General features: G+C 33.5%; 17 protein-coding genes and 1 pseudogene. 11 read left to right on the top strand and 7 right to left on the bottom strand.

What is annotated here, in order from left to right:
- Window positions 1-228: 228 nt before the first annotated feature.
- Window positions 229-2,172, bottom strand: a complete 1,944-nt coding sequence (locus HMPREF1208_RS06665) for an ABC-F family ATP-binding cassette domain-containing protein (protein ID WP_016425581.1) — start codon at window positions 2,170-2,172, stop codon at window positions 229-231.
- 152 nt (window positions 2,173-2,324) lie between these two features.
- Here HMPREF1208_RS06665 and HMPREF1208_RS06660 point away from each other — a divergent pair, with 152 nt between their 5' ends.
- The 4 genes and pseudogenes from HMPREF1208_RS06660 to HMPREF1208_RS06645 all read left to right on the top strand — a co-directional run bounded on the left by HMPREF1208_RS06660 (window position 2,325) and on the right by HMPREF1208_RS06645 (window position 6,476).
- Entirely contained in the window at window positions 2,325-2,963 is a 639-nt protein-coding gene (locus HMPREF1208_RS06660) for a redox-sensing transcriptional repressor Rex (RefSeq protein WP_016425580.1), read from the top strand.
- Window positions 2,964-3,258: 295 nt separating this feature from the next.
- Window positions 3,259-4,341 (top strand): annotated as a pseudogene (locus HMPREF1208_RS06655) (YeeE/YedE family protein).
- A gap of 24 nt (window positions 4,342-4,365) precedes the next feature.
- The gene (locus HMPREF1208_RS06650; protein WP_016425578.1) at window positions 4,366-4,590 is read left to right on the top strand and encodes a sulfurtransferase TusA family protein; all 225 of its coding nucleotides are present in this window, start codon (window positions 4,366-4,368) and stop codon (window positions 4,588-4,590) included.
- Window positions 4,591-4,988: 398 nt separating this feature from the next.
- The gene (locus tag HMPREF1208_RS06645) at window positions 4,989-6,476 is read left to right on the top strand and encodes a sucrose-6-phosphate hydrolase (protein ID WP_016425577.1); all 1,488 of its coding nucleotides are present in this window, start codon (window positions 4,989-4,991) and stop codon (window positions 6,474-6,476) included.
- A 57-nt stretch (window positions 6,477-6,533) separates the two neighbouring features.
- On the opposite strand, the gene agrA is transcribed toward HMPREF1208_RS06645, so the two are convergent.
- From agrA to HMPREF1208_RS06625, 4 genes are read right to left on the bottom strand one after another with little or no spacing between them, the layout of a single operon-like run.
- A complete protein-coding gene (gene agrA, locus HMPREF1208_RS06640) occupies window positions 6,534-7,250 on the bottom strand; it encodes a quorum-sensing response regulator AgrA (RefSeq protein ID WP_016425576.1) in 717 nt (238 codons plus the stop codon).
- A gap of 14 nt (window positions 7,251-7,264) precedes the next feature.
- Window positions 7,265-8,557: a quorum-sensing sensor histidine kinase AgrC gene (gene agrC, locus HMPREF1208_RS06635; RefSeq protein ID WP_016425575.1), complete on the bottom strand. Its 1,293-nt coding sequence runs from the start codon at window positions 8,555-8,557 to the stop codon at window positions 7,265-7,267.
- Between the two features lie 23 nt (window positions 8,558-8,580).
- On the bottom strand, window positions 8,581-8,718 hold the full coding sequence (agrD, locus tag HMPREF1208_RS06630; RefSeq protein WP_016425574.1) for a cyclic lactone autoinducer peptide AgrD: 138 nt from the start codon (window positions 8,716-8,718) through the stop codon (window positions 8,581-8,583).
- Window positions 8,719-8,720: 2 nt separating this feature from the next.
- The gene (locus HMPREF1208_RS06625; RefSeq protein WP_016425573.1) at window positions 8,721-9,287 is read right to left on the bottom strand and encodes an accessory gene regulator AgrB; all 567 of its coding nucleotides are present in this window, start codon (window positions 9,285-9,287) and stop codon (window positions 8,721-8,723) included.
- 406 nt (window positions 9,288-9,693) lie between these two features.
- Between HMPREF1208_RS06625 and HMPREF1208_RS12645 the strand changes: the two genes are divergently transcribed.
- Window positions 9,694-9,774 (top strand): delta-lysin family phenol-soluble modulin, encoded by an 81-nt coding sequence (locus HMPREF1208_RS12645; RefSeq protein ID WP_154840309.1) that lies wholly within the window; start codon window positions 9,694-9,696, stop codon window positions 9,772-9,774.
- Between the two features lie 241 nt (window positions 9,775-10,015).
- On the opposite strand, the gene HMPREF1208_RS06620 is transcribed toward HMPREF1208_RS12645, so the two are convergent.
- The gene (locus tag HMPREF1208_RS06620) at window positions 10,016-10,819 is read right to left on the bottom strand and encodes a carbon-nitrogen family hydrolase (protein ID WP_016425572.1); all 804 of its coding nucleotides are present in this window, start codon (window positions 10,817-10,819) and stop codon (window positions 10,016-10,018) included.
- Between the two features lie 165 nt (window positions 10,820-10,984).
- Here HMPREF1208_RS06620 and HMPREF1208_RS11525 point away from each other — a divergent pair, with 165 nt between their 5' ends.
- Window positions 10,985-12,493 (top strand): SdrH family protein, encoded by a 1,509-nt coding sequence (locus HMPREF1208_RS11525; RefSeq protein ID WP_016425571.1) that lies wholly within the window; start codon window positions 10,985-10,987, stop codon window positions 12,491-12,493.
- A gap of 111 nt (window positions 12,494-12,604) precedes the next feature.
- On the opposite strand, the gene mroQ is transcribed toward HMPREF1208_RS11525, so the two are convergent.
- A complete protein-coding gene (mroQ, locus tag HMPREF1208_RS06610; protein ID WP_016425570.1) occupies window positions 12,605-13,357 on the bottom strand; it encodes an intramembrane glutamic endopeptidase MroQ in 753 nt (250 codons plus the stop codon).
- A gap of 204 nt (window positions 13,358-13,561) precedes the next feature.
- On the opposite strand from mroQ, the gene groES reads away from it, so the two are divergent.
- From groES to HMPREF1208_RS06590, 5 genes are all read left to right on the top strand, one after another.
- Window positions 13,562-13,846 carry a co-chaperone GroES gene (gene groES, locus HMPREF1208_RS06605; protein WP_016425569.1) on the top strand — a complete coding sequence of 95 codons (285 nt, stop codon included), beginning with the start codon at window positions 13,562-13,564 and terminating at the stop codon, window positions 13,844-13,846.
- Between the two features lie 45 nt (window positions 13,847-13,891).
- Window positions 13,892-15,511 carry a chaperonin GroEL gene (gene groL, locus HMPREF1208_RS06600; RefSeq protein ID WP_016425568.1) on the top strand — a complete coding sequence of 540 codons (1,620 nt, stop codon included), beginning with the start codon at window positions 13,892-13,894 and terminating at the stop codon, window positions 15,509-15,511.
- Between the two features lie 392 nt (window positions 15,512-15,903).
- Window positions 15,904-16,137, top strand: coding sequence for a patatin-like phospholipase family protein (locus tag HMPREF1208_RS12365; protein ID WP_228480303.1), 234 nt, complete (start codon window positions 15,904-15,906; stop codon window positions 16,135-16,137).
- An 827-nt stretch (window positions 16,138-16,964) separates the two neighbouring features.
- Window positions 16,965-17,792 (top strand): MetQ/NlpA family ABC transporter substrate-binding protein, encoded by an 828-nt coding sequence (locus HMPREF1208_RS06595; RefSeq protein WP_016425567.1) that lies wholly within the window; start codon window positions 16,965-16,967, stop codon window positions 17,790-17,792.
- A gap of 5 nt (window positions 17,793-17,797) precedes the next feature.
- Entirely contained in the window at window positions 17,798-18,604 is an 807-nt protein-coding gene (locus HMPREF1208_RS06590; protein WP_016425566.1) for a MetQ/NlpA family ABC transporter substrate-binding protein, read from the top strand.
- Window positions 18,605-18,674: the final 70 nt, after the last annotated feature.

The raw sequence follows: 18,674 nt of genomic DNA, 5'->3' as shown, positions 1-18,674 counted from the left end.
GTACTTATGCACAAGTTGTTAAGAACCTGTGTATAACATTGGCGTAAAATTGGGGATAAGTTGTATATAGTTGTGCATAAGGATAGAATATTCTAGCCTTTAACTTGTGGATAATGAGGATAACTTTGTGGATAGTTGGTGTTATGCCATTTCATATGTGGACGAAATGTAAACAGAAGGTGATTAAAAAAATAAACCGAGTAGAAAATTTTACTCGGTTTACTTCACTTAATCTTCATATTCAGTTAACAAAAGTTGTAATTCTTCCCAGTTTGTCATCACTTGTTCTAATGCTTGTTCGATTTTTTGACGTTCTTCAGCTAGAGATTGTGTTTTTTCGAAATCATTAATGACAGCCTCATCTGTCATTTGCAAATCAATCGCCGCAATCTTGTCTTCTAACTCAGAAATTTGGCTTTCATCATTTTCAATTTGGCGCTCTATTTTACGCTTTTCACGACGAAGCGTCTTTTGATCTTGATAAGTCGTTGGCTGAGTGCTTGAATCTACTTCAACCGTCGCTTGATTTTGTTGGTTATCGTAAGCGGCAAGGGCTTGTTGTTGCTCTAGCTTTTCCAAATAGTATTGATAATCCCCTAAATAAAGCGTGCCACCTTTTTCGTTTAAATCAAAAATTCGATTCGCCAATTGGTTGATAAAATAGCGGTCATGCGAAACAAAAATGAGTGTTCCTTGGAAATGTTTTAAAGCTTGCTCTAACATCTCTTTAGAATCAATGTCTAAGTGGTTTGTCGGTTCGTCTAATATGAGCACATTGTTACGTTCTAACATGAGTAATGCCAATTGCAAGTGTGCTTTTTCACCGCCAGATAAATCATTGATGACTTTTAATACGTCATCTTGCGTAAATAAAAAGCGTCCTAAAACGGCACGCACATCTTTTTCAGGCATTTGACGATATTGATCCCACACAAAATTTAAAATTGTTTTGTTTGAACGAAATTCTGCTTGTTTTTGATCATAGTAGCCAATTTTAAGATTTGCACCGTCAATTACTTGTCCTGACAAAGGTGGAAGACGTTTGGCTAAAGTTTTAATTAAAGTAGATTTACCTACCCCGTTAGGTCCGATAATACCGATATGATCCCCTTTGTTGATTTCAAATCGTATAGGTTGCGTAATAGGGGCGACATATCCAATCGTTAAATCTTGAATGTGCATGACATCATTTCCAGTATTGCGATCAAAATCAAATTGAATGTTCGCACTTTTAGCGTCTAACATCGGCTTTTCAAGGCGTTCCATTTTTTCTAAAGTTTTTCTACGGCTTTTAGCCATACCGCTCGTGGAAGCACGTGTAATGTTCTTTTCCACAAAAGTTTCAAGACGTTTAATTTCATTTTGTTGTCGTTCATATTCAGCTAAACGTTTTTGATAATAATGATCTCTTAATTCGATAAATTTAGCGTAATTGCCGACATAATGTTTAACTTCTCCCAATGAAACATCGTAAACTTGAGTCACGATTTTATCTAAAAAGAATCGGTCGTGCGAAATAATAACGATAGCGCCTTTGAAATATTTTAAATAATCTTCTAGCCATTCTGTTGTGGCCATATCTAAATGGTTCGTCGGTTCATCTAAAAGAAGCAGATCAGGTTCGCTTAATAACATTTGTGCTAATGATAGGCGTGTTTTTTGTCCCCCACTAAAATCATTAATCGGACGATGATAATCTGCTTCACTAAAATCTAGTCCATTTAAAACAGTTTTAATTTTACTTTCATATTGATAACCTTCAAGCTGTTCAAATTCATTTGAGAGCTTTTCGTATTGATCAATATGCGTTTTATATTCTACTGACTCATACATATCCGCATGAGTTGCAAGCCAATCGGTTTCATCTTTCATACGCTCTGAGATGGATTGAACATGCGCAAACGGTTTGGCCATTTCTTCGAAGACTGTATTTTGGGTATTTAATGTCATTTGTTGTGTCAAATAGCCTAATTTCAAGCCTTTGATTTTAGAGATATGGCCTGAATCATAGTTTTCAACACCAGCGATGATTTTCATCAATGTTGATTTACCCGCACCGTTACGTCCTACAATGCCAATTCGTTCGCCGGTTTTTACTTCAAAGTTGACGTCTTCAAAAATCTCTTCACCATCAAACGATTTGGTGACGTGACTTAATTGCATTAAAATCATATGGCATGCTCCTTTCATTCTTAATTATTGTACAATAAACCCTATATGTATCAAGTACTTAATGTTTTCATAACCATAAAATTAAGTTATAATTATTATCACATACTATGTATATGAGTGCACGCATAAGAAAGACTACGGAGGACTTTAAAATGGGAAAAGAAAGCAATAAAATTCCTAGAGCGACCTTAAAACGTCTCCCTTTATATTACCGATTTGTCAATATTTTAAAGGCTAAAGGTGAAGATCGTGTGAATTCAAAAGCGATAAGTGAAGGCTTAAATATAGATTCTGCAACAATTCGCCGAGATTTTTCATATTTTGGAGAGCTTGGGAAAAAAGGTTATGGTTACAATATTGATAGTCTATTGGAATTCTTCAAATCTGAGTTAAGTGATTCTGATGAAATCAAAATAGGCATTGTTGGCGTAGGGAATTTAGGTAAGGCATTAATCACTTATAACTTTTCAATTCACGATGATATGACCATTACTGAAGCCTTTGATATCAGTGAGGAAATAATTGGTACGCAAGTGGGTGATGTGACGGTAAAATCAATGGACGAGATAAAAAGTACCGTTGAAACTGAAGCGTTAGAAGTCATTATTATTGCTACACCAGGAAGGGTGGCACAAGAAGTGGCCGATGCACTTGTAGATGCAGGTGTGAAAGGAATACTTAATTTTACACCGAAACGTGTGCACGTACCTCAATCTGTACAAGTACATCAAATTGATTTAGGTGTGGAATTACAATCATTATTATTCTTTATGAAAAATTATAATGATTAACCTTTTATGATAATTATCCATACATACAAAAAGATTTGTTTGGATGAACAGCAAATTAAAACATAGCGCTTTGAAGAGAGTATAAATGTCTAATGATGATATTAGATTTTTATACTCTTTTTTTAGTGAGAATAGGACAGGTCTTGGAGCATGGATGTCTAAAAATACAAATGTAATCAAATGAACTTGAGAAAAAGATATATATTTTTATATTTATTTTAGAAATGCACTTGAAAAGTAAGATCTTATTTTCTATAATACCTATAATATTAATCGGATATAGGAGGTAGGAATATTGATCTGGACTGTGATAAGTGGATTGATTGTGGGAAGTTTACTCGGTTTTGTCATGCAACGTACGCGTTTTTGTTTAACGGGTGGCTTTAGAGATATGTACGTTCAAAAAAATAATAAGATGTTTTATGCGTTGCTTATTGCGATTAGCATCCAAGCTATTGGCTTATATGTATTAACTTCATTGGGTGTTATCACGATAGATAATGGTACATTTCCAGTCGTAGGCACGATTGTTGGATCATTTATTTTTGGTATTGGGATTGTTCTTGCAGGCGGTTGTGCCACTGGGACATGGTACCGTGCGGGGGAAGGTTTAATTGGTAGTTGGATAGCACTTTTCATGTATGCTCTATTTGCAGCAATCTCAAAATATGGTGTTCTATTACCGCTGAAAGATACTATTAATAAACAAACTGTTTATGAAGCGGACATGGCGACATCTACAGGGATACCCAGTTGGATATGGTTAATCTTATTAACTGGCGTTACGCTATTTTTGGTTATGACCACGTTGAAAAAGCCAAAATCAAAAATTGCTATACCTAAATTAAAACCACGCTATACAGGGATACGTCACTTTTTATTTGAAAAGCGATTTCATCCTTTTGTTGCAGCGATTGCGATTGGTTTCATTGCACTTATCGCTTGGCCAATGAGCATTTCAACAGGTAGAGAAGGTGGGCTAGGTATAACCACACCATCTGCGAACTTAATCGCCTTTTTAACAACAGGAAACGTTTCTTTTATTGACTGGGGTGTTTTTCTTGTTTTAGGTATTTTTATAGGATCGTATATTGCAGCGCGCGGTTCAAGAGAATTTAAGTGGCGACTACCGGATATTAAAACAATACGTAATAGTGTCATTGGTGGTGCTTGTATGGGGTTTGGTGCAGCGCTCGCAGGTGGATGATCAATAGGTAATGGTTTAGTTGCAACTGCTGCATTATCGTGGCAAGGTTGGATTGCTTTAGTGGCTATGATTTTAGGGACATGGTTTATGAGCTATTTCTTATTTGTGAAGCCTTTAAAAGCAGCACGCCAACAACAAAAGCATTCATCAACACAATCTGTTAATTTTTAAAAATGAAACGAAAGGAGCTTCACAATGTTATATGAACTCGGAACGGTGGGTATGGTTTGTCCATTTCCTTTAATTGAAGCACAAAAAAAGATGGAAGAATTAGCACTAGGCGATGAACTGAAAATTGACTTTGACTGTACACAAGCTACAGAGGCTATTCCCAATTGGGCAGCAGAGCAAAATTATCCAGTGACTGAATTTGAACAAGTAGATCATGCGTCTTGGACGATTACGATTCAAAAGGCCTAAAAGATAGCACGATCAATAATAGTTGAATAATCTATATGTTAAAAAGCAGTTGGGGTGTGACTCAGCTGCTTTTTGTACGATATTGTAGTTTAAAATATTAAGATAAAGCAATATAAAAGGGTCTAAGGTCTTAATTTTAGGACATGCTTAAACATTTTTATGATAAAATAGCTACTGAGATCATATGGAGGAGCTAAGGTGGGGACAGCTTACTTTTCCAATGCAAATTAAAATCATGATGCTCAAATGTAGCGTCTTTTTTAATTTTACATAACTCTAACATGTTTAATGCGTCGTATCATATTAACAGCAAATTATCAAAATAGGTGCAAGGTTTGGTTTTATATGTGACAACAGGTGGCATATATGATCAGCAGTATGAGATAAGGAGGATACTTATGGAACAATGGAGTCGCGAAATGCGATATCGTAAATATGAGGAAGTAGATGAAAAGGAAATTTTAGCATTACAGGAAAAAGTAAAGTCTTCTCCATATCGTCAAATTTTTCATATTCAACCACCTACAGGATTACTCAGTCATCCGAGTGGTTTAATTTTTTTTAAAGGCCAATATTATATCGCACATCAGTGGTTTCCTTTAGGACCAGTAGAGGGCTTAAAATATTGGAGACAAGTAACAAGTGAAAACTTAGTGACTTTCAAAGATAAGGGTACGGTTTTACGTCCTGATCAGACATATGACAGTCATGGCGTACTTAGCGGTAGTGCATTTTCTTATCAGTCATCGCTTTATTATATGTATACTGCAAGCCATAGAGATGAAAATTGGGAGCCTGAAAATAGCCAAGTCATTGCTAAAGTACAAGGCGATGGAACAGTAGAAAAATTATCTCCATCAGCAATCAGTACGCCACCTGAAGGTTATACACAGCAGTTTAGTGATCCGAAAGTATTTGAAAAAGGAGATCAATTATATGCTGTGATTGGTGCACAACGTGAAGACTTAACAGGTTGTCTTCTCATGTATGTCGCAAATCAACCAGAAGGACCTTGGCATTTTAAAGGTGAAATTAAAACACAATTACAGAACTTTGGGCATACGTGGACTTCACCAGACTATTTTCAAATTCATGGAAAAGACATTTTACTATTCTGCACTGAAGGTGTGGAATCTGACCCATATCAAAATAACCATTTAAGTGGCTATATTGTAGGAACATTAGATTTTGAAACACTCGTATTCGAACATGGTGATTTTCAAGAATTAGATGCAGGTTTTGATTTTTATGCACCTCAAACGATGGAGGATGAAGCGGGGAGACGCGTTTTAATAGGATGGATGGGTTTACCTGATGTAGAGTACCCAACAGATGCCGATGGTTGGGCACACTGTCTTACACTCCCTCGAACATTGACTATTGAAAATCAAATGTTGAAACAAAAACCTCATATGCATTTGAGAAAATTGCGCAGTAACGAAGAATCAGCACTAGGCTATGCTAATAAATTTATTAAACAGCTCCACCCCTATGAAGGGGTCCAGTATGAACTGGTTGTTGATATTTTAGAAAACGAATCCTCTGCTTTTGAATTACAGTTACGCGCTTCTAGTCATGAAGCGACAGTCATTCGTTATGAGACAGCAACGAAAGAAGTCATACTCGAGCGTTTTGACAGTGGTGCACTACCATTTCCGGTAGAAGGAACATCAAGAAGTACACGTTTGAACTCAGAGTTAAAACAATTACGTATATTTGTAGATACATCGAGTATTGAAATTTTTTGCAACGAAGGTGAACGTGTGTTAACTTCACGCATTTTCCCGAAAACTACATCGAATAAAATTAAAGTCGTTACGGATTCGGGTCAAGTCTATTTAAAAATGACTAAATTTGATATTGCGACAGAAATACCAGAAGAATAATCTAGAAATGAACACAAGGCAATAAAAAAACAAGCAGGTGATTTTTTTCCTGCTTGTTTATATTTTCTTTAAATTACGTACTGAAACATAACAAAACTCTTCATTTTTAAAATATGCAATGCGTTCTTTAGAATCTACACTACTTATGTTATGTCTGTTGAGTACAAAACTATTATGACATCTAAAAAAGCGATCATCAATTTGCGCTAATTCTTTAAGATTGCCATAAAATTCAATTTGACGATTATCTAAATGTGCAATCAAACGATGTGATTTAGGTGATGATTCAAAAAACATCACATCATCATATTGAACATAAACAGAATTGCTGCCGCGTTTCAGTTCTAACGTTTCAACAGTTTTATCTTTCGTTAATAAATCTAAGCGTTTTAATGCAGTTTCTAAACAATCAACAATTCGTGTACGTAATTCTTCAGGATCGTCTTTAAAAATAAAATCCATCGCTGCAACTTTGTACACAAATGTCAAATAAGTCAATTCTGTATGGCTTGTTACAAAAATGATATTACCAACAGGGTCATGCTTACGAATCTCACTTCCGAGTTTAATCCCGTTAATATCAGATTCTAATTGGATATCTAGAAAATAACAGCCAATATCACTCATGTTTTTAGAAGCTTCTAACACTTCATATGGATTATCTGTAGCAATTTCGATTTCCATAGGTTTTTCTTCAATCATGATATAGTTCTCAATAATGGATACCATGCGCTCACGTTGTTTTGGATCGTCTTCACAAATCATTATTTTCATAGTTACGCACATCCTTAATCATCATCGTTCATGACCTCAATTTTTTGTATAAAATATTGGTTTTCAATCGTTGTATCAAGCAAAACATTCTCTGTCTTATCTGTAATTTCTTTCAAAGTCGATAAACCGATACCGCGATTTTTCCCTTTCGTTGAAAAGCCTTCTTGGAAGAGGGTATGTAATTTTGGCATATTTTTTGGCGCTTTGTTCATGATAATAATTAAAACAGAATTCTCTGTTTTAATGAATGCAATTTGAATCATTGGGTCTTCAACCGTCAATGAAGCTTCGATTGCATTGTCCATGATAATACCTAAAACACGACTCAAATCAATAATTTCCATATTAATAGATGAAATCTCATCAGCAACTTCAACGCTAATTTCGATATTATTTTCTTGAGCTGATAAAATTTTAGTAGTGATAACGCCTTTAATTTCGCGCACTTTTAACTTCTCAATCCCATTTAATTTTAAAGAATTTGTTTCAAAATGTCCTTTTAGGGGATTAATATTTTTATGATAATACTCTTTCAGACCTTCTAGATCATCTTCACGCAAGTACTCAGACATTGTTGCTAAAATATTAATGTAATCATGACGGAACTTGCGCATTCGATTATTAACCTTTTCCATTTCTAATGTGTATTTATAATAATCTTCTGCCTCTTGTTTTTTGTGTTGGTATCCGATTTCTCGAGATATCGTTAATGTTGTCATTATGAAAATAATTGTAAAAGCCAATAATAATACAAAATACACAATGCCAAATGTTTTTAATTCATTAATAGAACTTGCTGATTTAGGCATTTGATAGAAGAATATATAAATACCAACTGTTAAAAATAAAATTAAAATAGTTAAATAAAATCTATTTAAGTGAAGCCACGAAAGTTTGAACTTGTTAAATATAACAACAAACAAAATAGCAAAAAAATAACAAAAAATAGTGTAGAATACTATATAAATAATAAACCCAGCGTTAGTACTAATACCATGATTAATAAAAAACGCAAAAACAAGTACGCCTAGAAAATTGCTAACAATTAATACTAGTATAGTTACTAATACTGTTATAATACCCATAATTTTTTGTCGTTTATAGTAAAATACAAAAAATCCAATCACTAAGTAAAATAAACTATTTTGACCAAAAACAAAGTAAAAAACAAGCGAGGGACCTACAATTCCTAATAAAATAAGAATGTAATCCCTTTTTGTATATCTATATTTTGGAATAATACTCGTGATTGAAGTAAATATAATTGTTTGAAATACAATAATTATTGTTGAGATTATTGGATTCAATGTTTATACACGCTTTCCACATTTTATTCTTCTTCTTCTAAAAGTTCATCAGGGATTTCAGGTTCGTAAAAATATCCGATACAAAGTGGATATTTAGCATAAGTACTAATAGAAGCAAAGACATTAGTTAAAAGTTTTAAAAGTGAGTCTAGAAATTTCATAATTAAATTTCCTCCTTATTATTAAATATAGGTAATAACGTTATGGACTGCAATGTAACTGCATAAGTAATTAGCTTGTCAAATGGTGACGGAAAAAATAATGATAATACAAGTAATATTGTTGCAGTAATAATTGATTTAATCTTAAGTCCTTTTATTTTACTTTGCTTTATAGGTTTCTTCTGAGTTGCTGCTGGTGCAAATATAACAACAATAAACCATCCTATTACACTTAAGCATAACAAATAAATAAATGGAATGTCATATTGGATGATTATCCATGGTATAAGAACGAAAGATAGAATATTTTGAACATGGCACATAAGTGAACTTTCTGCATGTGCACCATGAGAAAAAATTCTTAATATAAGAAAAATAATATGAACGAAGAGCGTGTATAAAAAAATATTTAACAGGAGTGCAAGACCGTAAGTTACAATGCCTTTAAATAAATTAATCGCCACTATATGCATGCCTAACCGTACTTTCAAAAATTCAATATGACTAAGATTTTGATGTGCTTGTAACTTTCGTGCAAGTCTTTCAATGACGTCATCTATAATGTGCAAATAGCCTTCCTCCTTAACTACATTATAAATTACATTTAATGTATTAATACATTTTTTGCCTAACTGTTCATTTTATATTCCTAACTGTAGTTTTTATAAAATATATATGTATATTACCATAAATATTAAACAGTTAAGAAGTAAAAATGATAACTTAGGCAATAATTAACACAATTTTATAAAGCCATGTTCTAATATATATAGAATCACAACAGTGATTTGGTAAAGTCATTTTGTTTTAATCATTTTAATTGTGGATTTTAAAGTGATTTAAACAAATTGTACCGAATTAAGTTAAAGTCAGAACATCTTAGTTTATGTATTCTTCGCTCAGCTTACATAACTAAGGCTGCAACAATCTATTAAAGTCTTTGGAATTTATTTATAATTAAGGAGGTGCACTACAATGGCAGGAGATATCATTAGTACTATCTTAGATTTCGTTAAACTTATTGCAGAAACAGTTAAAAAATTCACTAATAAATAATAGTATTTTTTAAGTGCTGTTATTATCTTTTTCCTTACTTAGGCTGAAATAAAAAGTAAAAGTTAGGTTTCTATTTAAGAAGCCATTGTAGCAATATTAATAATCGGTAAATTCACTAAATTTTTTCATAATTAATAACATCCCCAATTAATTGAATAGAATAACTGTAAATTAAACATTCCCTTAATATGGATAAAACAGGCGAGTCCCTCCCAAACTCGCCTGTTTTTTTGTATTCATTTTATTCACTTCGCGTTGCGTATTTGTAAATGCTTGGTCTTATGTTGTCGAATACTGGTATAGCTTTTCTTTGTTCGGTTACAAGATTTAAATCTAATTCGACTGTTAAAACCGCTTCTTGTGCATCTGCTTCCTCTATAATTTGTCCATTTGGATCAATCACCATCGAATGTCCGGCATACGTTGTTTTACCATCATTTCCTGAACCATTAACCGCAACGACATACATATCATTTTCAACTGCTCTAGCTTGTAGTAACTGTCTCCAATGTGAAAGACGAACATCTGGCCATTGGGCGACATAAAAAATAATATTTGCACCTGTTGCAGCAGGGTAGCGACTTAATTCTGGAAATCTTAAGTCATAACAAATAATTTGAGAAACTTTTGTACCGTCTGTTAAGGTATAAACGTAAGGAACGTTTTGTCCGTCAGCTAAGTAATCAGGTTCATCTAACATGGGAACGAGATGGATTTTGTCATATTCATAGATTTTCTCGCCCGCTTGATTCACAGCAAATGCAGTGTTAAAAACGGCGTTATTCTTTTTGTTTGAGACAGAACCGGCAATAATATCGACTTGATACTGTTGTGCTAATTTTTTTATAAATGGGTAACTTTGTGCTAATTCATTATCTGCTTTTGTTTGTAATTCTGAGAGTGCATAGCCATTGTTCCACATTTCAGGTAGTACAATGACATCTGTATTAGACTTAATGTGTTTTTCAAACAATGATGCAATTTTTTCTTGGTTTTTTTCAGCGTCTGCAGGAACAACATTAAATTGAAAAAGTTGGATTTTCATGATCAATTCTCCTCACTTCAATCTTTACTATATATTTTACTAAAGTTAGAAATTTTAAACAAAGTGAGTCTTGTATGCAATTCTATTTCAATAAGGATGGAATTAAGAGAGGATTTTGTATATACTGTCTTTTACGAGCAACTTTAAAAATAGGAGTTGATGTCGATGTCTGGACGTAAAGTGCCTAGTTTTAGGAAAGTGATTACTAAAACAGGGGTCTACACGATGGGATTATTGTGTTTAACCCAACCACTTTTAAATGTAAATGCGCACGCGTATGCGATGACAGATGATGCTCAATCTCATTCTAATGCGTATTTAAGTGAAAGCGGACTGTACAATGAAACGACATTACTAAATAAAGAAACAACAAACAAAGAAAATCAATCTTTACAAAATAACAATGTAAATCATCAATATACTGCGACACCTTCCTCAACACAGGAAAGTTATAATCGCATTGGAAAATCAAATTCTGTGCCTGTTACAAATGTACAAGCACCAACAATAAATAAGAAAGAATCGGAACAATTAAAATCCGAAACTCAACAAGAAAATGAACATGCATCGTCATCAAACAATGCTTCTCAAGAGGAAACACAGAGCGAGGAATCTCAGCAAAATGGTAATAATGGAGGCAACGAACATCCTGCACCCATAAAACCTGAGAATCATACGCAACCATCCGATCAAGGTCAAACGTCACCTCAAGGTGGAGAAACACCTCCTAAAGATGAAACAGGGGATTCATCTCAAGATGGCAATTTACCTTCAAAACCAGATCATGAATCGCCAGATAAAGATGATAAGCCGTCAGACTCAGACCAACAACCGCCTAAACATGACGATAAACCATCAGATTCGGATCAACGACCACCTAAGCATGATGATAAGCCACCAGCTTCAGATCAACAGTCTGACCAAGGACAAAAGCCTAAACCAAAGCCTGATACGCCAAAACCAGAAGATAGTAATACGCAAGGTGGAAACGGAGGAGCCTCAACAAGTCATCCGAACTATCCATCACATCAAAATGGACCGGCGCAACCCAACACGAATGGTCAGTTTCCGTATCCAAACATTCCACATTACCAACCTAATGGGACAGCCGATCATTTTATACCTAAAAATCAAGCAAGTAACAATCAATCAAACAATGATTTCTATCAACGTTATTCAAAATTGATTGGTACGGGTTATAAGTATAATCCATTATTTACAGAACAAATAGAGAATCTTAAGCAAACTGGAAATTTGGCTGATTTCAGTGTTCAACAGCTCAATCAGAAGCAACAGTTTTTAAATAATAGTTATTTAAATCAGTTACAAAAAAATTCGGATTACTTTAGATTTCAATATTTTAATCCGTTATCAACACAAAAATATTATAATAATCTCGATAAACAAGTTTTAGCGTTAATTACAGGTAAAGTTGGCTCTATGCCAGATTTAAAAAAGCCATCAGATAAAACAGTTGAAAACGATCATCAACAAGATAAAGTTGAAAAAATTGAGCAACATGGTGAAAACTTAACAGAAAAGAATATGAATAATGAAGATACTGATACGAAACATACGTTTAGTTTGAAGTCAATCTCATTGGTAGGCGCATTGTCAGTAGGTTGTGTTAGTATAATTAGCTATATATTATGGCGTAGAAGACATCATATTTAAATACTGAATAAAAAAGAGATGAAGCTCAAAATGAACTTCATCTCTTTTTCAATATTACTTTACTAACAAGTAAAAAGATTGATTAGTGCGAGTATCAATATGTGAGATTAATCATAAGAAGTGAATGACAAATAATTGAATGAATTGAACTTGTTTCATCGCATCTTCTAATAGCTTTTCAGGCATTGTTAGCTGGATTAAAGCGACAAGGCCATTTTGAGCCATGTGAATACCGATTGAAACACTTAAACGTTTTGTGTAAATATAAAAGGCAGAAAATATGACACCCATAACAAAATAAACAAGTAAATGTGAAAAATCCATATGTGCAACGGCAAATAATAATGAACTTATTGTCGTTGCGATTAAAAATTTAATCGTTTTATTTGCTCGAATGGCGTTATAGATTTCACCGAATAGCACTTTTCTAAAAACAAATTCTTCTAGTAAAGGGCCAATGATAGCAATTAAAATAATCATAATAGGCATTTCGCGTGCAACTTTTAAAATTCTAAAAGTATTTTCACTTACTGGATTGGTACCAAAAATAAGAACACTTAATACATTCACGATAATTTGTGCAAAATAGACAATCCCTAAACCAGCCAATATCCATGGGATAATATAACGTTTCTTCTCTTTTTGTTCTAATTCAAACTTAAGTTTATTTTTAACAGTATATTGCATCACTAAAATAATAATTGCTGCACATAAAAAAGCAATCAATTGGATGTAAATGGTTTGGTGCAAAGCGGTTGTACGATGTTGTGTATCTATCCATCCTAAAGCGTTTGCGAAAGTAGGTGTGAATAATGCAAGTATGTAAAATACAACCGTTAATATAGAAACTAAAATACGATTCATTTTATTCCTCCATTCAATGCTATCATTTTATCATAGATAGAAAAATAGCGCCGAATTACATAGTTATAAAGCGAAAAAGTTATGATTTAACCGAGATAAACTTATCGCTTGAATTTTTGACCAAATTTGATTATTATAGAAATGTATTAGCACTTAAGAACTTGAAGTGCTAAATTTATGTTCAACATAAGGAGGCACAAACACATGCTTAGACCATTAGGAAACCGTGTGGTTATTGAGAAAAAAGAGCAAGAACAAACAACGAAAAGTGGTATTGTTCTCACTGATTCTGCGAAAGAAAAATCAAATGAAGGTGAAATCGTTGCTGTAGGTCCAGGACGCATTTTAGAAAATGGGGAACGTTTAAAACCTGAATTGAATGTGGGTGACCGTGTTGTGTTTCAACAATATGCAGGTACTGAAATTAAAAGAAACGATACAAAATACTTAGTGTTAAGTGAAGACGAAATTTTAGCAGTTATTGAATAATAGATAAATAAAACAGATGAATATTAAACAACGGAGGGACTCTGAATGGCAAAAGAATTAAAATTCTCTGAAGATGCACGTCAAGCGATGTTACGTGGTGTAGATAAACTTGCAAATGCTGTAAAAGTAACAATCGGACCAAAAGGACGTAATGTCGTATTAGACAAAGAATTTACAGCACCTTTAATTACTAACGATGGGGTAACAATCGCTAAAGAAATCGAATTAGAAGATCCATATGAAAACATGGGTGCAAAATTAGTACAAGAAGTTGCAAATAAAACGAATGAAATAGCTGGTGACGGTACAACAACAGCGACTGTTTTAGCACAAGCTATGATTCAAGAAGGACTTAAAAATGTAACAAGTGGCGCAAACCCAGTAGGTATCCGTCAAGGTATTGATAAAGCGGTAGCTGTAGCGATTGAAGCACTTCATAATATTTCTCAAAAAGTAGAAAATAAAGAAGAAATCGCGCAAGTAGGTGCTATTTCTGCAGCTGATGAAGAAGTAGGTCGTTATATTTCTGAAGCTATGGAAAAAGTAGGTAATGACGGTGTTATCTCTATTGAAGAATCAAGCGGTTTTAATACTGAATTAGATGTAGTGGAAGGTATGCAATTCGATCGTGGATACCAATCTCCATATATGGTTACTGATTCGGATAAAATGACTGCTGAGTTAGAAAAACCTTATATTTTAATCACGGATAAAAAAATCTCATCTTTCCAAGATATCCTACCTTTATTAGAGCAAATCGTTCAATCTAATCGCCCAATTTTAATTGTTGCTGATGAAGTTGAAGGCGACGCTTTAACAAACTTAGTATTGAACCGTATGCGTGGTACATTTACTGCCGTTGCAGTAAAAGCACCAGGATTTGGTGACCGTAGAAAAGCGATGTTAGAAGATTTAGCTATCTTAACAGGTGCTCAAGTCATCACTGACAATCTTGGTTTAGAATTAAAAGAAGCTACAATCGATATGTTAGGTACAGCAAGCAAAGTTGAAGTCACTAAAGACAACACAACTGTTGTTGATGGTGACGGAGATTCAGCAAATATCGATGCACGTGTAAACCAAATTAAAGCACAAATTGAAGAAACTGATTCTGATTTTGACCGTGAAAAATTACAAGAGCGCCTTGCTAAATTAGCAGGTGGTGTTGCTGTAATTAAAGTAGGTGCTGCTTCAGAAACAGAATTAAAAGAACGTAAATTACGTATTGAAGATGCATTGAACTCAACACGCGCTGCGGTAGAAGAAGGTATTGTAGCAGGTGGTGGTACAGCATTAATGAATATCTTCAAAAATGTTGAAGAAATTGATGCAGAAGGCGACGAAGCTACAGGTGTCAATATCGTATTAAAAGCTTTACAAGCCCCAGTACGCCAAATTGCGGAAAACGCTGGTTTAGAAGGTTCTGTCATCGTAGAAAGAATGAAAAATGCAGAACCAGGTGTAGGTTATAATGCAGCAACAGATGAATGGGTCAATATGTTAGAAGCTGGTATCGTGGATCCAACTAAAGTGACACGTTCAGCATTACAACATGCTGCGAGCGTTGCTGCAATGTTCCTTACTACAGAAGCGGTAGTCGCAAATATACCTGAAGAAAAAGGAAATGACATGCCACAAATGGGCGGCATGCCAGGTATGATGTAAAATCACTTATGAATATTGATTTGACGGCGTTTGTAAACTCTATATGACATAATAATGACATAAAAATCCAAAAAAATAAAAATGCCCTTCAACTCAGATGAACTAAACGGACATTTAAAATAATTATTTTGAGACGTTTTCCAAAGACGATTGAACTATTGGGAAGCGTCTTTTTTAGGTTTTATGTCAAATAGAACTGGCAGTTAAATCACCAGTCTCATTTAGCATAGAAACTAAATTAAAAAGACTGTGCGTCATAAAAGCTCGAACTTGTTGCACGGAAAGTGAAGTATAATTTAACTTTATTTGTATTTCCGCTTTGTTAGATTTAAACTTTAAAGAACCAATTATTTCAAAAAAGCGAGTCTTATAATGACAAAAAACAAGCTTTAATTTTAGGTTGCGGAGGTCATTATGGTATAGCTTTTCATTTAGGTGTCCTTAAGGGTTTACATGATAAAAAGATATTTTTAGAGGACTCTGATTATGTAGTGGGTACTTCTGCTGGTTCGCAAGTGAGTACGACAATAACATCATATTCCATGGAACATCCAGATGTGATTGATGATGTTGATAAAGTTATCATCTTTTCAACGAATCTACCTATACCGTGCCATATGAACTAGATAAACTAATAGATAAAATGAAGTCTAAAAGTAAATAAGTTTTTGTAGTAAAACAAAATAATTCGGTTGTAGAAATATTAAAAAAATACGGGTTTAATACGATGAATCCTGATTTGCGAGAAGATATTGCTAATGCTGCTTTACAGCAAGGTCATCATATTGCTAGTGAGTTAGAAGAATTTTTAAAATAATGCTTATAAAGTTAAAACATACTAAACAGAGAGCAGACTGTAATTTAAACTATATATAGAAATTTAAAAACAAAATTGTTTTGCTAGTATCCTTATAGGTGTTTTACTGACAGCCATCTTTTTACTCCATTCTTCCGTAATTTGCAATTTATTTTCGCACTAAAAATTCTATTAATAAAGGCGTTTTCCAAGAGTTTTGTTAGCTTTTGGTGACGCCTTTTTTATGTATTTAAACTATTGCTGTTGAAAGTGCTTATGAAGTAAATCGTGGTTTTCATTACACACACCTCTTACTAAATGGTTTTATTTTATTTTTAACATTTATGCATCTTAAACAAAGAAATGGCCTTTAATAAATATTATGACTAAGTAATCACTAGAAACAAATAGATCATAAAAGTAAACGTATTTTTATAATCATTTTTGAAGTACTTTGTCTATAAAAACGTTTAGATTCTAAATGATTTATGTTACTCAATGATGAAGAATATAACCCTTAACACTGCATGCTCTACCATTTAATTTGATTCAAATTATCATTTAAACTGAATTAAAAACATATTGACTTTAAGGTTTAAAATGCTATTATATTTATAAAACCGATAAGAATAATAAGAATTAAAGGGGTGGAGTCATTTGAAGCGATTTTTATATGTTTTGATTATAGGATTTATCGTTATATCTGTGGCTGGCTGTGGTAAGTCTGACTCAGATAGTAACAGTGATAAAAAATTTACTATTGGGTTTGGTGTGGGGACTTATGAAGAGCAATTTAGAAAAGGAATCTTACCTATTCTTCAAAAAGAAGGTTACGATGTAAAAATTAAAACTTTTTCTCAAAATGATCAAGTTGATCCAGCTTTGGTTGATGAAGAAATTGATGCTACGGTTCATCAAAGTCGGGCTTATATGAATAGTATGAACAAAAAGTTAAATGGAGAAATGATTGTGAACAATCACGTACCGACTGCACCACAATCGATTTGGTCGACGAAACATCATTCTCTAGATGACGTTAAAGATGGTCAAACGATAGCCGTACCTAATGATCCAGTGAACCAAGAACGCGCATTTAGAATTTTGGAAAAGCTAAAATGGGTGAAAATTGATAAAGATGCGGGAACGGTCAATTTCAATGTTAAAAGTGTAAAACCCGATCGTTATCATTTAAAGTTTAAAGAGATTCATTCTGCACAAGTTTTACGTTCCTTAGATGATGTAGATTATGGTATCGTCAATGGAAACTATATTGCAGATGCGCATAAGGTTATCGCAGATGGTTTGATTGTGGAAAAAACGCCAGAACAGCACAAAGTTGTACTGACCATTAATAAAAAAGATCAAAATAAGGCGTGGGCAAAAGCACTTAAAAAAGCATATTACTCAGATGAATTTAAAACTTGGTATGAAAAGCAAAATAAATATAAAGGCTTTATTACACCAAAAGAATGGAATGAGGGGTAAGTGCAATGAGAAAAAATTTATTTCTATTACTGACTTTGCTTTTGTCTTTGATTTTAGTTGCTTGCGGTCATGAAGAGAAAGATAAAAAGGAAATTACAGTTGCCACATCACCTGGACCGTACAGTGAACTCTTTTTAAAAGGAATAAAGCCTGAATTAGAAAAGAAAGGTTATACGGTTAAAAACAAAGATTTTACGGAGTTACTGCAAGCAGACGTTGCTCTGCAGGAAGGTAGTGTTGACGTGAACGTGGATCAACATAAGGCCTATATGGATACTTTTAATCAAGAAAGAGATGCAAATTTAACGAATATCACCAAAATACCAACTGTTCCAACTCAAATCTTTTCGAAACGACATACTTCTTTAGAAGAAATAAAAGAAGGGGACACAATTGCGATTCCGCAAGACCCTTCAAATGCTTCGCGTGCATTTCGTTTATTAGAAAAAGCGGGATGGATTGAAATAGATGCTAAAAAGAACGATATTACTATTACTAAAAAAGATATTATAAAAAATCCTAAACATCTCAATATTAAGGAGATGAATTCTGCAAGTATTCCAAGAGTTTTAGATGATGTCGACTATGGCGTTATTCCTGGTTCAATTGTTTACGCTTCTCATTTAGATGCTTCAAAAGGATTATTAAAAGAAGATTTGATTAATGATTTATATTTACAAGTTGTTGTGAACGAAAAAAATAAAGATCAGCAATGGGTGAAAGACATTGAAAAAGCTTATCATTCTAAAGAATTTAAAAAAGTGCTAGCAAAAGAGAATAAAGATGGTTATTGGATTGTTCCAGAAAAATAGTGTTTTAGATTGAAATATAAACGATTTAGAAAGACAAAAATGAAAATTGGACAATTAAGGATAAGATAAA

Origin of the sequence: Staphylococcus sp. HGB0015, from assembly GCF_000411275.1 — a bacterium.
In the GTDB taxonomy this organism is placed as follows: Bacteria; Bacillota; Bacilli; order Staphylococcales; family Staphylococcaceae; genus Staphylococcus; species Staphylococcus schleiferi.
The sequence above is the reverse complement of the archived record's forward strand: the minus strand, read 5'-3'. Positions and strand labels throughout refer to the sequence as shown.

Coding starts and splice junctions, on each gene's coding strand:
- HMPREF1208_RS06665 (WP_016425581.1), bottom strand. CDS start 2,172: ATGATTTTAATGCAATTAAGTCACGTCACCAAATCGTTTGATGGTGAA.
- HMPREF1208_RS06660 (WP_016425580.1), top strand. CDS start 2,325: ATGGGAAAAGAAAGCAATAAAATTCCTAGAGCGACCTTAAAACGTCTC.
- HMPREF1208_RS06650 (WP_016425578.1), top strand. CDS start 4,366: ATGTTATATGAACTCGGAACGGTGGGTATGGTTTGTCCATTTCCTTTA.
- HMPREF1208_RS06645 (WP_016425577.1), top strand. CDS start 4,989: ATGGAACAATGGAGTCGCGAAATGCGATATCGTAAATATGAGGAAGTA.
- agrA (WP_016425576.1), bottom strand. CDS start 7,250: ATGAAAATAATGATTTGTGAAGACGATCCAAAACAACGTGAGCGCATG.
- agrD (WP_016425574.1), bottom strand. CDS start 8,718: ATGAAATTTCTAGACTCACTTTTAAAACTTTTAACTAATGTCTTTGCT.
- HMPREF1208_RS12645 (WP_154840309.1), top strand. CDS start 9,694: ATGGCAGGAGATATCATTAGTACTATCTTAGATTTCGTTAAACTTATT.
- HMPREF1208_RS06620 (WP_016425572.1), bottom strand. CDS start 10,819: ATGAAAATCCAACTTTTTCAATTTAATGTTGTTCCTGCAGACGCTGAA.
- HMPREF1208_RS11525 (WP_016425571.1), top strand. CDS start 10,985: ATGTCTGGACGTAAAGTGCCTAGTTTTAGGAAAGTGATTACTAAAACA.
- mroQ (WP_016425570.1), bottom strand. CDS start 13,357: ATGAATCGTATTTTAGTTTCTATATTAACGGTTGTATTTTACATACTT.
- groES (WP_016425569.1), top strand. CDS start 13,562: ATGCTTAGACCATTAGGAAACCGTGTGGTTATTGAGAAAAAAGAGCAA.
- groL (WP_016425568.1), top strand. CDS start 13,892: ATGGCAAAAGAATTAAAATTCTCTGAAGATGCACGTCAAGCGATGTTA.
- HMPREF1208_RS06590 (WP_016425566.1), top strand. CDS start 17,798: ATGAGAAAAAATTTATTTCTATTACTGACTTTGCTTTTGTCTTTGATT.